General features: G+C 47.7%; 14 protein-coding genes. 9 read left to right on the top strand and 5 right to left on the bottom strand.

Annotated features, from left to right (window positions below):
• The first annotated feature begins 136 nt into the window (after window positions 1-136).
• The 5 genes from ON05_RS28620 (at window position 137) to ON05_RS28600 (ending at window position 4,739) form a co-directional block, all read left to right on the top strand.
• On the top strand, window positions 137-628 hold the full coding sequence (locus tag ON05_RS28620; protein WP_010467997.1) for a GNAT family N-acetyltransferase: 492 nt from the start codon (window positions 137-139) through the stop codon (window positions 626-628).
• A 110-nt stretch (window positions 629-738) separates the two neighbouring features.
• The gene (locus ON05_RS28615) at window positions 739-2,190 is read left to right on the top strand and encodes an FtsW/RodA/SpoVE family cell cycle protein (RefSeq protein WP_010467995.1); all 1,452 of its coding nucleotides are present in this window, start codon (window positions 739-741) and stop codon (window positions 2,188-2,190) included.
• Between the two features lie 50 nt (window positions 2,191-2,240).
• Window positions 2,241-2,978, top strand: a complete 738-nt coding sequence (locus ON05_RS28610) for a cytochrome c biogenesis protein CcdA (RefSeq protein WP_010467992.1) — start codon at window positions 2,241-2,243, stop codon at window positions 2,976-2,978.
• Between the two features lie 33 nt (window positions 2,979-3,011).
• Entirely contained in the window at window positions 3,012-4,379 is a 1,368-nt protein-coding gene (locus ON05_RS28605) for a cytochrome c biogenesis protein (protein ID WP_010467990.1), read from the top strand.
• Between the two features lie 81 nt (window positions 4,380-4,460).
• On the top strand, window positions 4,461-4,739 hold the full coding sequence (locus ON05_RS28600) for a DUF3493 domain-containing protein (RefSeq protein ID WP_010467988.1): 279 nt from the start codon (window positions 4,461-4,463) through the stop codon (window positions 4,737-4,739).
• Here the strand turns inward: ON05_RS28600 and ON05_RS28595 are convergent.
• The 5 genes from ON05_RS28595 to ON05_RS28575 all read right to left on the bottom strand — a co-directional run bounded on the left by ON05_RS28595 (window position 4,736) and on the right by ON05_RS28575 (window position 9,378).
• A complete protein-coding gene (locus ON05_RS28595; RefSeq protein ID WP_010467986.1) occupies window positions 4,736-5,383 on the bottom strand; it encodes a response regulator transcription factor in 648 nt (215 codons plus the stop codon). The two genes, ON05_RS28600 and ON05_RS28595, sit on opposite strands and share 4 nt — an antisense overlap.
• Before the next feature lie 148 nt (window positions 5,384-5,531).
• The gene (gene obgE / locus ON05_RS28590) at window positions 5,532-6,584 is read right to left on the bottom strand and encodes a GTPase ObgE (RefSeq protein ID WP_010467984.1); all 1,053 of its coding nucleotides are present in this window, start codon (window positions 6,582-6,584) and stop codon (window positions 5,532-5,534) included.
• Window positions 6,585-6,699: 115 nt separating this feature from the next.
• Window positions 6,700-7,074: an Hpt domain-containing protein gene (locus ON05_RS28585; protein ID WP_010467981.1), complete on the bottom strand. Its 375-nt coding sequence runs from the start codon at window positions 7,072-7,074 to the stop codon at window positions 6,700-6,702.
• 38 nt (window positions 7,075-7,112) lie between these two features.
• The gene (locus ON05_RS28580; protein ID WP_236618799.1) at window positions 7,113-8,474 is read right to left on the bottom strand and encodes a serine hydrolase; all 1,362 of its coding nucleotides are present in this window, start codon (window positions 8,472-8,474) and stop codon (window positions 7,113-7,115) included.
• 151 nt (window positions 8,475-8,625) lie between these two features.
• Entirely contained in the window at window positions 8,626-9,378 is a 753-nt protein-coding gene (locus ON05_RS28575) for an RNA methyltransferase (RefSeq protein ID WP_010467978.1), read from the bottom strand.
• Window positions 9,379-9,815: 437 nt separating this feature from the next.
• Here ON05_RS28575 and murC point away from each other — a divergent pair, with 437 nt between their 5' ends.
• The 4 genes from murC to rpsL all read left to right on the top strand — a co-directional run bounded on the left by murC (window position 9,816) and on the right by rpsL (window position 13,146).
• Window positions 9,816-11,279: a UDP-N-acetylmuramate--L-alanine ligase gene (gene murC / locus ON05_RS28570; protein WP_010467977.1), complete on the top strand. Its 1,464-nt coding sequence runs from the start codon at window positions 9,816-9,818 to the stop codon at window positions 11,277-11,279.
• Entirely contained in the window at window positions 11,276-12,202 is a 927-nt protein-coding gene (murB, locus tag ON05_RS28565) for a UDP-N-acetylmuramate dehydrogenase (protein WP_010467976.1), read from the top strand. The genes murC and murB overlap by 4 nt, the downstream gene beginning before the upstream one ends.
• 131 nt (window positions 12,203-12,333) lie before the next feature.
• Window positions 12,334-12,690: a YbaB/EbfC family nucleoid-associated protein gene (locus tag ON05_RS28560; RefSeq protein WP_010467975.1), complete on the top strand. Its 357-nt coding sequence runs from the start codon at window positions 12,334-12,336 to the stop codon at window positions 12,688-12,690.
• Window positions 12,691-12,771: 81 nt separating this feature from the next.
• Window positions 12,772-13,146 (top strand): 30S ribosomal protein S12, encoded by a 375-nt coding sequence (rpsL, locus tag ON05_RS28555; protein ID WP_010467973.1) that lies wholly within the window; start codon window positions 12,772-12,774, stop codon window positions 13,144-13,146.
• Window positions 13,147-13,227: the final 81 nt, after the last annotated feature.

Here is a 13,227-nt window from a genome sequence, read left to right as displayed (position 1 = left end):
TGTACTTTTGTTAAGTATTGCTTGTACACTGTAGCGTATTTAATTATTATCCGCCCTTTAGATGAACTCTTTTACGTCTAAACAAGGGAAATGACCGCCATTGTGATTCTCAGATTTCTAAGACATAATCATCGCTATGGATAATCGACATATTCAGTTCCGAGACGGCTTAACCGAGGCAGACCAGCCGGTCAACGCTACCGTATTGCGAAAATTACAGCGGCTGTTTCAGGTAGGGGCCTTTTGGGCTGGTGAGCGCCGCCTAGAAGATTGGGGAGTTGCGATCGCAAATAGTTACCCCATTATCAGTGTGTGGGATCGTGAAGAATTGATTGGGTTCGCACGAGCCACATCAGATGGTATTTATCGCGCCATGATATGGGATGTGGTTATTCATCCTGACTATCGCGGCCAAGGGCTGGGGCGACAACTTGTGCAGACCCTACTGGCTCATCCACGGATGAACCGGGTTGAACGCATTTACTTAACCACCACTCACCAACAGCGTTTTTATGAGCATATCGGGTTCGTCAGTAACTCTAGTACGACCATGGTGCTCAATCAGGACGTAGATGTTCTCTCTATATCCTTAGATCATCCCCAAACTGAAGCTTTGCCAGAACAGTAATTAAAAATTTGATCACTAATCGTTGATGTGATGGGTTGATCATTAACCCCCTTCAATTCCTAGATGGGTCTGCTATACTGGCCTCGACTTAACGCTGGGAATTACTGGTTGTGAAGATACGTCGCCTCATTCCCTCCCTCCCCTATTCAACAGAAGAATGGGCTGCTGAAGCCCGATTTCTTCATTGGCTAACCCTCTTTTGGTTAGGCATTGGTCTTGTCGTTCTATTCTCAGCGTCCTACCATGCGGGGGCGATTGAATCTGGGGATGGCCTCTACTATTCCAAACGCCAGCTATTAGGGGTGATTTTGGGACTGTTGGGTTTTTGTGCGGTGATCCACATTCCCTTATACAAACTCATGAAAGTCTCCGCGTTTGGATTCTTTCTGTTTTTGATGTTGATTTTTGCCACAAAAATTCCAGGGCTAGGGATCACGATTAATGGTGCAACCCGATGGATTGATATTGGCCCCTTTCCACTTCAGCCTTCCGAATTAATCAAACCTTTCCTGATTCTGCAGAGTGCCTATATTTTTAATCGCTGGTCTCGATTAACTCTGGGTGAGCGACTATGGTGGTTGTTCTTATTCTCTCTGACCCTTTTGGGCATCTTGGTCCAGCCGAATCTAAGCACCACGGCCTTGTGTGGTATGACCCTTTGGTTGATTGCTTTGGCAGCGGGGTTACGCTACCAGTCTCTTTTCTTAACGGCGTTGGCAGGGGTAGGTCTAGCAGCGATTAGTGTGTTGCGTAATCCCTATCAGCAAAGTCGGATCCTCTCATTCTTGAACCCTTGGGCCGACGCCCTTGGAGATGGCTTTCAGCTTCATCAGAGCTTGCTAGCCGTTGGCTCCGGGGGCATCCTGGGCGTTGGCTTTGGTGAGTCACAATTGAAGCTTTCCTATTTACCTATTCAGCACACAGATTTTATTTTTGCGGTTTTTGCCGAAGAATTTGGTTTGTTGGGGGGATTTTGTTTTTTGTTGCTCCTGGGTACTTACAGCTTTTTAGCCCTACGAGTAGCCATGAAATCTACCCATGTCATTCAGCGTTTGGTGGCTATTGGGGCCATGATTTTCTTGGTCGGTCAGGCCTTGATTAATATCGGTGTAGTGATTGGTGTATTGCCCACGACAGGTCTTCCCCTCCCCATGTTTAGCTATGGGGGGAATTCGATGATCGCTAGCTTATTAATCGCAGGACTGTTGATCCGGGCTGCTCGAGAGAGCCAAAGTGCCGATGTGGTGGCTATTCCTCACCATGAGGGCGAGTCTCCTTCTTTGATTCGACTGGTCGGCGATCACTCTTCCGTGGCAACAGCTAGACATGGTTCTTCTGCCAATGCACTATCCGGTCCTCAAGCTTCTCTGCATCCTCGCGAAAATGACCCTTTAAAGTTAGTCCGTAAACGGAAACCAATTTCTTTATGGCGCAGAATACTCGCTAAACTTCGCTCATCAAAGGGTGTAGCGTCTGCAACCGCTAGAAAAAATGATCCCAAAGCAGCACTGGCTGCCAAAAAACAACGACTAAAACAACGCCGAAAACACAGACTTCGTTAAGATCAATAGCGAACACCTGATTGTTAGTTGCGTCGTAGCAGCTTCTCCTTATGCTGGAAACGCTGGAAATTCAGCTTTATCATCTTGAACAATTTGCGAATACAATTGTTTCGACCCAACTCTCTCATCTTTCTGCGTTGAGTGTTGGCATTATCTTCTTGGCAGGGCTGTTAACTAGTCTTACCCCCTGTACTTTGTCGATGCTGCCAATCACGGTGGGCTATATCGGTGGCTATGAAACGGAGAACCGTTGGCAAGCCATGGCTCAATCCGTTTGGTTCTGTTTAGGCTTGGCTTCAACGCTGGCAGGCTTGGGAATTGGTGCAGCGCTTTTGGGGCGAGTCTATGGGCAAATCGGTGTAGGACTGGCTATTGGGGTCAGTCTGGTTGCCATTATCATGGGGCTTAATTTACTGGAAGCGTTACCGCTCCGATTACCGAGCTTTTCAGGGGTGGAACTGATCTCGGATCAGTTGCCGAGGGGAGTACGCTCATTTCTGTTAGGACTAACCTTTGGCCTCGTTGCTTCCCCCTGTAGTACCCCAGTGTTAGCGACGTTATTGGCCTGGATCTCTAGTACCCAGGATCCTATTCTGGGCGGTGGTCTGTTATTGTCATACACGGCAGGCTATACCGCTCCCCTCATCATTGCAGGAACGTTTACAGCAGCAATCAAGCGGTTTCTCTCTATTCGTAAATGGTCTGCTTGGATTACCCCCACGAGTGGCGTTATTTTGGTCGCCTTTGGCGTATTTTCTTTGCTAAACCATGTCTTGCCCAGCGTTTAATCCTGTCGATTTATAATTCCGTGACCCACTTCCATGACCTCTAACCTCGGCCAACCTCAAGCTTTCTTCAAAAAAACCTTAGTGCCTGTTTTGGCAGATTTGCGGTTGGCAATTGTATTGCTTCTTGCGATCGCACTGTTTAGCATCTCAGGCACCGTTATTGAGCAAGGCCAATCCCTAGAGTTTTACCAGGCCAACTATCCTGAAGACCCAGCATTGTTTGGTTTTTTGACTTGGAAAGTGTTGGTAACAATCGGGTTGGATCATGTATATGCCACCTGGTGGTTTTTATCACTCCTGATATTGTTCGGCACCAGCTTGACGGCCTGTACCTTTATGCGGCAGCTTCCGGCTCTCAAAGCGGCTCGCAGCTGGAAGTTCTATAAGAAACCTCGTCAGTTTGGGAAACTGGCCCTAAGTACAACCCTTGACCCAGACCAAAAGTCTTCGCTGCTAAAGGCGTTGGTAAAGAACCGTTACAAGGTTTTTGAAGAAGATCAGAGTATCTATGCCCGCAAAGGCATGACTGGGCGTATTGGTCCAATCATTGTTCATGCCAGCATGATCTTGATCCTACTCGGTTCCATATGGGGTTCCCTGACAGGATTTATGGCCCAAGAAATGATTCCCAGTGGCACTACTGCTAAGGTCAGCAATATTGTTAAATCTGGTCCATGGTCCGGAGCTCAAATCCCCAAAGATTGGGCGGTGCAGGTGAATCGTTTTTGGATTGATTACACCCCTGAAGGCCAAATCGACCAATTTTACTCAGACTTATCGATTGTCGATGAAGAAAAAAATGAATTGGATCGGCAAACGATTCATGTGAATCAACCCCTTAAACATAAGGGCGTGACCCTCTACCAAGCAGACTGGTCCATTGCGGGAGTGCGGGTTCAGCTCAACAACAGTCCTATTTTGCAATTACCCATGGCCCCCTTAGAGGCAGCGGGCGGCAGAATCTGGGGAACATGGGTGCCCACAAAACCGGATCTCAGTGCAGGGGTGACCTTGCTGACCACAGATTTGCAGGGCACAGTCGTGGTCTACGATGAGTCTGGTAAGCTCGTGTCAACCGTAAGAACGGGCATGTCAACGGATGTGAATGACATTAGCCTCAAATTAGTGGAATTGGTAGGCAGTACAGGGCTACAAATTAAGTCTGACCCTGGCATTCCCTGGATCTATGCTGGATTCGGACTGTTAATGATTGGTGTGATCATGAGTTATGTCTCTCATTCGCAAATCTGGCTATTAACGGCAGATGATCAACTGTATGTGGGTGGGCGTACGAATCGGGCTTTGTTGACCTTTGAACGAGAACTGGTGGAAATGATTGAGAGTTCTGCATCCGATGTGCCATCCCCTACCACTCAGCCCCAACCTCAGGAAGTTGCTTAAACTTAAAGTGGGCCATTCGGCTCAGGGAACTACGAACGCACACCTTAATAAAAACCTTACGACGATGCTTGATTGTGATTCATGTCTCAACCCCCGACACCTAAGTCTTCCCGGTCTTCCTTAAACCCAGAGCAGCTTAAACAACTGCGTGCCGAATTAAAGTCTCCGTATCGTGGGTTGAGACAATTCTTTTACATTGCGTTTGCTGGCTCGGCCTTTGTGGGGGCAGTGGTGTTTTTCTTTCAGCTATTGGCGGGGAAAGAGATTACCACTACACTGCCTAACTTCGCGTTGCAGGTTGGTGTGTTGTCTTTGATGTTGTGGCTGTTGTGGCTTGAGCGCTCCCGTAACCGTGCTTAAACCATGCGTTGCTCAATGGCCCAGCGAGCAAGTTCTGTACGGTTGTTTAAGCCTGTCTTCCCGAGCATATTGCTGACGTGACTTTCGACCGTGCGTTGGCTAACGCTCAGGTCATCTGCAATCTCTCGGTTGGACATGCCTTTGGCAACAAGCTGAATGACTTTTGTCTCTGTGGGGGTCAAATCGACATCAAAGGGAACCTGAACCGACAGCTCTCCTTCCAGGGAGTTCGCTTGTTTCTGCATCATTCGCGAGGCTTGCTTTAGGGATGCTTCGATTTGTGCCACTAATTCATCGGGTTCAAAGGGCTTAATCATATATACATCAGCCCCGGTGTTGAGTCCGGTGACCCGATCTTGAATTTGTCCCTTAGCTGACAAAAAGAGAACGGGGAGATAGCTGGTCTGAGGATTATCCCGAACACGTTTGACAAACGCATAGCCGTCCATCTCGGGCATCATCACATCACAGATGATTAGATTAGGAATACTCTTCTCTAGAACGCGCAGGGCTTCCCGACCATTCTTGGCCGTTGTCACCTCATACCCACGTAATTCTAGGTAATCCTTCACTAATAAAATCAGATTCGGATCATCATCAATGAGTAGCAGTTGATTTTGATCAGCTGTGATAACGTCTTGCATACTCTAGAAGCCACCCATGTCTTTATGCTTAGCGTTACCCAGAAATCTTGTCACCGTAGTTAAAGTTGCCGAGTACCGCTAATGTATACCGTATTATTACTTAATCTTTCCCAAATTGAATGATAATTCAACTTCCTTCTGCTGAAATTTACGTTTCTCTTAAGATGAGTGAGTCCAGAACAGGTATGGGAGCCTCTTGAAGATCGTTAGGTAGACGATCTAGTTCCTCCCAGACTTGCTGAAGTAGTGTGTCTAGACCCTGTTTAGCTACGGCAGAGATTAAATACACTGGGCTGCCGCTCATTTGCTCTAAGCTGGCTTGTTTTTTCAGCAGTTGCGCTGAATCCATGGCATCTATTTTGTTCAATACCAATAATTGGGGTCGATTTTGTAGGCCTTGACCGTAGGCGGATAGCTCTTTTTGAATGGTCTGGTAGTCTTGCTCTGGATCTGCAGCGGTGGCATCCACCAAATGAACCAGTAGCCGGGTACGCTCAACATGCCTTAGGAAGTCATGGCCTAAACCGACTCCCGCATGGGCTCCTTCGATCAGCCCAGGAATATCAGCGAAGACGGTGCCATCTCCTGTGGCTCTCGGGACGACACCCAGATTGGGAATGAGCGTTGTGAAAGGATAGTCGGCAATTTTGGGGCGAGCTGCGGATAAGACGGAGATCAGGGTTGACTTACCCGCATTAGGCAACCCAATAATGCCAACCTCCGCTAATAGCTTCAATTCCAAATGCAGCCGAAACTCCTCGCCAGGCAGTCCCGGTAGCGCATGTTCTGGGGCTCGATTGCGGTTGCTCAGAAAATGTTTGTTTCCTAGTCCCCCTTTACCGCCCTGAGCAACGGTCAGGGTTTGCCCATTTGTGGTTAAATCCCCTAACAACTTCATGGAGTCTGCTTCATAAATAACTGTGCCGCAGGGAACTTCAATTAAGCGATCTTGTCCCGATGCACCGGTTAAATTTTTGGGGCCACCCCGTTTGCCATCTTCAGCCACAAATTGATGTTTGTATTTGAAATCCAGCAGGGTTTGGAGCTGGGTTGAAGCCTGGAGAATAACCGAGCCACCTCGACCCCCATTTCCCCCTGCAGGCCCCCCCGCAGGCACGTATTTCTCCCGTCGGAAGGCTACCATTCCGTCTCCCCCTGCTCCGGCTTTGACGAATATTTCGGTTTGGTCAATGAAGCGCATAATGGTAATGCCTGGGAAGAAATATCGGGGGAATAGCTATTCTGTCACTCCTCTGGCCCATCGCCAAAGCGGTGTGCTGCTTGAGCAATTCTAGAGGGGAGAGCTAATCTACAGCTTAACTGAGTGTTGTTGATTCTTGATCCCATTGCTCAGTCATGCCAATGACGTCTTGATAGGCTGTTTCCAATTGACTGAGTAATAGACTTGGAGACGTGCTTTTTTGCTTGATGAGGGTTTCAATCTCGGCTGCGATCGCAAACATGGCTACGGCACCTACATGAGCACTCGCTCCTTTGATGTGATGGGCTTCCCGTGTTGCCATATCGAAGTTTTGGTTTGAGATGGCAGCTTTCAATCTGGCCAAATGTTGCTGAGTGTCATCCACAAACAAATGCAACAGCTCTTGTTCGAAGTTTCGATCACCGTCGGAGTATTCATGAAGAAGGGTCCGATCAATGCTGATGGGAGTGATAGATGGCCATGATTTCATGGATGTCCTTTAAACCCCATAGTCCCAACGTACACCTGCTAATTGTCTGATCTTGTTGCAGGGGCGACCTGTTTCCGAAATGTTTTGTAAGTGAGTTTAGAAATCTTACGGATCAGCTCCTGGGCACGGGGATCATTGTGAGGTCTTTGCACTAATATAGCGGCAACGTAGTGCTGGCCATTGGGCATGTCAATGAGGCCGATATCCCCGACAACAGAGCCAATGTCACCCGTTTTATGGGCAATATCCGCATCTTTGTCTATCCCCTGGGGGAGAAGGGTATTTGTCACAGTTTGACGCAAAATATCTAACGCTTGCTCGCGGCTGATAGACGAGAGTAAATCTTCATCCTTGAGCTTGAGCATTAAGGCTGCCATATCTTGTGGGCTGATGGTATTGGTGCCTTCTAAGTCTGGTAAAGGATTACGGATGGTCGTGTGTTTGAGACCCCAGGATTTAAACCGCTGATTGAGTTTCTTTGCACCCCCGAGGCGATCAATCAACATATTGGTGGCAGTGTTATCGCTGATTGCAATCATATACTCTGCTGTGTCCAGGGCAGAAAACGTTGTGCCCACCGGTTCGTATTGCATAGAGCCAGCTTCAGATGCCACTAGATCTGGGCGCATCACTAAGGGCTCATCTAGATCAATGATGCCTGCATCAACGTCTTCAAAAAATGCAAGTAAGACAGGAATTTTAATCGTGCTGGCGGCTGAAATGCTTTTCGCCCCATTGATATCTAAATATTCGCCAGTGCTGGGATTCAGGAAAAACATCGCAGGCTTAAGCTCCGATTGAGCTGCAGACCATGCCTGGATTTGTCGCTTGATCGTCGTTAGCTCTTGCCCCTCGCGTACCAACCGCTGCATCCGTGGCTCTTGGGACCAGCGATAAAATAGAGACTGAGGTCCATCAGGCTGGGTGTCAAAGGTTTTCGGTTGAACCGACTGCTCAGAATTGTTTGGTGTTTCAGCGTTTAGTGGAGCGGGGGCTAGGGCAGAGGATACAGCAGGAGACCGAGAAACTGATGAGTTAGGTTTGGGATCAAGGACCGTTAGAACGGTGCCAGCAATCGCAGCAACCCCAGATCCAACAATGGCTAAACGAGTGAGATATACAAACCACCCCCAGGAGCTGGAACGTTTCCTCGGACGGGCGGATCGAATCGGTGCTTTTGGAACAGACGAATTTCTCTTGGCTGATTTTCGAGAAATACCAGAGGATCTTTTGGGCTGTGGAGAAGAAGGAGAGCGAAGACGATTAGATGGGGCGCGATGCTGAGTTTGCTGCACAAGCTGTTTGCGCATTGCTCGGCGCGTTCGATGCATCCTCCGGCGCTGCTGCCATAACTGGCGCTGTTGTCGTGAAGTTAAAGATTGCCTGGAGTGTTGAAGCACCACCCTCTCCTGAATCAACAAATTTGGCTATGGACGTGATGGAGCAAATGAGCTGAAGACTTGAAGCTGTATCCAATCTGGATCGGCAAGCCTCAAAGTTTTATGTAATCTTTAATGCATTGCCAATAGCAAAAGATTATGAGTATTTTAATCAATTTGCCTGAGTTTTCCAGTGTACCTGACGAATCATCCCTCTTAACATAGCTAATTCCTGGGTTGACAACTGACTGCGATTAAAGAGCTGCCGCAGTTTCTGCATCCTTGCGGTTGCTGTATGAGGATGTAGATAGCCGATGTCTAATAAAGCCGCTTCTAGGGCTTGATAGAACGCTTCCATTTGTTGAAAGGGGGCCAATTCTACTTGAGGATGATCAGACTCTGCAATTCTAGGCTCAGTGGGCCGGTTGTCAAGGCCCATCAGTAGGCATTGACGCAACTCGTAACAGCAAATTGTGACGGCCTGGGCGAGATTCAATGCTGCATAGTCAGAGCTTGTCGGGATTTGAAGAAAAGCTTGGGCATGGTAAAGCTCTTCATTGCTGAGCCCTCGATCCTCGGGGCCAAAGATCAAGGCGGCTTCACCTTCTAGTATCCAGGGCAAGATTTGTTTAGGGGCTTGAGTCATCACCTGTAATCGCCGTTGTCGAGCGGTGGTAGCCACCACTCGCTGACATCCCACGAGTGCTTCCGATAACGTTTGAACCGTTTTAGCCTGGTATAGGACGTCAATGGCGTGAACCGCCATCTGTTTGGCTTCTGGGTCTAAAGGGTTACAGTGGGGTTTAACGAGCACTAACTGCCCTAATCCCATGTTTTTCATCACTCGGGCGATGCTCCCCACATTGAGGGGGCCAGCCGGTTCGACTAAAACAATTTTGATCGAGGCTAACCGTGGTTCGCTCATGGGTAACTTAACTCAGATGGATGTCTTGGAGATGCGATCGCAAACAATACCATGCCGGCTATTACAGATAATTACAGATTCGGATTTTGCAAATTGATTAGTGGAGCGTTCGACCATCACCAGATTGACATCATCAGCGAGAAGATATTAAAAATTTTACAGAAGAAAATTATGGTGATGCTTAGCAATATAACCAGATAGCAAACAAAATGGAACCTGAAACTCTATAGGACTTAGGATGCTGGTGTATCTATTAGCTTTAACCTTTTACCTGAAGGATAGAGATTGAAAAATGCTGGCAATGTCGGCAGCATCAAGATTGACATAGATCCAAGGGAGATGTGTGGGAAGCAAGGAAAAGAACTCGAATTTTTTAGAGTTCCTGCTATGATGTCGCGTGTAACTAGGTGTGGGCCGAGAAGGAGCGAAATACAGTAATGCAAAGTGCAGTCGATTTAGGTGGTCGTCCCATTCACTTCATTGGTGTTGGCGGTATCGGCATGTCTGCACTAGCCCATATCCTACTGAAACGACAATTGCCTATATCGGGCTCAGATGCTCGCGCTAACCATATCACTCAAAAATTAGAATCCCAGGGCGCTCAGATCTTCTCCCGTCAAGAAGCCTCTAACATTCAGCAACTTTGTCAGGCGTCTTCTACTCCCCCTCAAGTGATTTGCTCAACGGCCATTCATGAGGACAATCCTGAGTATCAGGCCGCTGTTCAGGCAGGATGCCCTATCTTTCATCGTTCTGATGTGCTGGCAGCGCTCATGCAAGAATTTTCTCAAAGCATTGCAATTGCTGGAACCCATGGTAAAACAACAACCAGTAGCCTGGTGGGCTATTTATTGTTGCAAGCGAGTTTAGATCCAACCATTATTGTGGGCGGAGAAGTTGCTGCATGGGGTGGGAATGCCCGCACGGGTGAAAGTCCCTATTTAGTCGCTGAGGCCGATGAATCTGATGGGTCTCTCGTAAAGTTCTTCCCTCACATTGGTGTTATTACTAATATTGAACTCGATCACCCTGATCACTACACCTCACTGGATCAAGTGGTGAGCATTTTTCAACAGTTTGTCGATCATTGCCATACTCTGATTGTTTCGGTTGACTGCCCAACCATTGCTGATCGTTTTCTCGCATTGGCTACCGATCAGTCCATGATTACTTACAGTTTGAGTAGTAAAGCATCGGCAGATTATACGGTTCAAAATATTGACTATTCAGGCCAAGGAACAATTGTAGAGGTCCTTGAACGTGGCGAGAGCTTAGGACAGTTAGAACTTCCCCTGCTTGGGGAACATAATCTCAGTAATGCCCTAGCTGCTGTTGCGGTTGGCCGTTATGTCGGCTTAGAATTCTCTGCCATTGCGAAAGCATTGCAGACTTTCTCAGGCGCTAAGCGCCGATTCGAAATTTATGGAGAAGCGCAAGGGATTTGTTTGATCGATGATTATGCGCATCATCCTAGTGAAATTCAAGTGACCTTAGCATCTGCAAAGCTTCAAGCTCAGGCAGCAGCTTCAACCTATTCTCAATCACGGGTGGTGGCGGTCTTCCAACCCCATCGCTACAGCCGCGCAGCCACCTTCTTTCAAGAGTTTAGCCAATCTTTTCAAGATGCCGATTTAGTTGTTGTGACCGATATCTATAGTGCTGGAGAAGCAAATCCAGGCACCATTAATGGTAAAAAGTTGGCAGATGCAATTACGGCTAACCATTCTGCCGTAACGTTTCAACCCACCTTGACCAAGGTTATCGATTTTTTGCAAGGACATTTGCAATCGGGTGATGTAGTCCTATTCTTGGGAGCAGGAGATTTGAACCGCATCATTCCGGGTTTACTTGCCCATTTTCAGGTTTCATCAAAACCTTCTCCTGAGGTTGTTTTACAATGACTCAGTCTTCACCCTCCATCTTTATTGATAATGGTAACTGCGAAATTCAGCCTTATGTGAGTTTGGCCGGTATGACGACATTCCGCGTGGGGGGAGCAGCGGAGTGGTTTATTGCTCCCCATAATCTAGAAGAATTACAAGCTAGCTATGCTTGGGCTAATGAGCAAGATCTGCCCATCACCTTTTTGGGGGCAGGTTCAAACCTGCTTATTAGTGACCAGGGATTACCAGGTTTAGTCATCTCAACGCGGTACTTGCGGCAAAGAACGTTCGATCCTGTAACTTGTCAAGTTACAGCCTATGCTGGGGAATCGTTACCTAAACTAGCTTGGCAAGCTGCTAAACAGGGCTGGTCTGGTTTGGAATGGGCCGTCGGTATTCCTGGAACGGTAGGCGGAGCATTAGTGATGAATGCTGGAGCGCACGGTGGATGTACGGCAGATGTGTTAACTGAGGTTCATGCCCTAGACAGAGATGGAACGATTCAGGTATTGAAGCCTGAACACATGGCCTTTCAGTATCGGTCATCTATCTTACAGCAATCTCCCAGGCCTGTTTTGCTGGGGGTGTTCCAGCTTCATGCCAACCAATCGGCTGAACAGGTCAAAGCGACAACTCAGTCCCACTTAGACCATCGCCTCAGCACACAACCCTATGATTGGCCAAGCTGTGGCAGCGTGTTTCGCAATCCTCTGCCGCGAACGGCAGGTTGGCTAATTGAGCAATCAGGCTTGAAAGGATACTCACTAGGAGGGGCGCAAGTTGCTCAAAAGCACGCTAACTTTATCCTTAATTCTGGTAACGCCACGGCGACTGACATCTTCAATCTGATTCATTATGTTCAGCAAAAAGTTGAGGAAAATTGGTCACTGCTGCTCAAACCAGAGGTAAAAATGTTGGGTAAATTTCCACAGATCACATAGAAAGTGGATTCCCTTTACGCCTCTTGGGGTAGACTCTCAGTATCATAGTAAACAGTTCGATTTGAGGTTCCTTAGAGGAGCTCATCTAGAGCAAAGCAAAGATTCAAGCACATTAACAAACCATAAAGACTATGCCAAAAGAGCAAGGACAAGGCTTTGGCTTCGGCCTCGGCAAAATGAAAGAATTAGCCGCAGCTATTCAGAAAGCACAACAAGTGCAAGAAGGCGCAAAGCAATTACAAGAAGATCTTGAACAAATGGAGATCGAGGGTGCAGCTGGTGGCGGCTTAGTTAAGGTGGTCATGAGCGGTAACCAAGAACCTATTCGTGCTGAAATTACCCAAGAAGCAGTCGATAAAGGTCTAGATGCATTGTCTGAACTGGTTGCTGAAGCAATGAAAGATGCATATCAAAAATCCACCGATACCATGCGTGAGCGCATGGAAGACTTGACAGGCGATCTTAATTTGCCAGGTTTAGGTGGTTAAGTTGACACAAGACCGTAAAGATCTATATAGTTAGGATTTGGAAGAATCCCAAATCCTAACTTAACTTACCATCGCCCATCTATGCCCACAATTCAGCAGCTCATCCGCAGCGAGCGTTACAACACAAAGAAAAAGACAAAGTCGCCGGCTTTAAAAAGCTGTCCTCAGCGCCGTGGTGTTTGTACTCGCGTTTATACCACGACCCCTAAAAAGCCCAACTCTGCTTTGCGGAAAGTCGCCCGGGTTCGCTTGACCTCTGGATTTGAGGTTACAGCCTATATTCCTGGAATCGGCCATAATTTGCAAGAGCATTCCGTTGTTATGATTCGGGGTGGTCGTGTTAAAGACTTGCCGGGTGTTCGCTACCATATTATCCGCGGCACTTTGGATACTGCTGGAGTGAAAGATAGACGCCAAGGTCGTTCCAAGTATGGGGCGAAGCGTCCTAAAGGTTAGTAACCTACCCGCGATCTTAAGTTGAGATAGAGCGGAGTTCCCTAGCGGTGGCTTATGTTTTGGGAACATGCTGACCTTAAT

The organism is Acaryochloris sp. CCMEE 5410 (genome assembly GCF_000238775.2).
Lineage (GTDB): Bacteria > Cyanobacteriota > Cyanobacteriia > Thermosynechococcales > Thermosynechococcaceae > Acaryochloris.
This window is presented reverse-complemented; position numbering and strand designations above follow the sequence as displayed.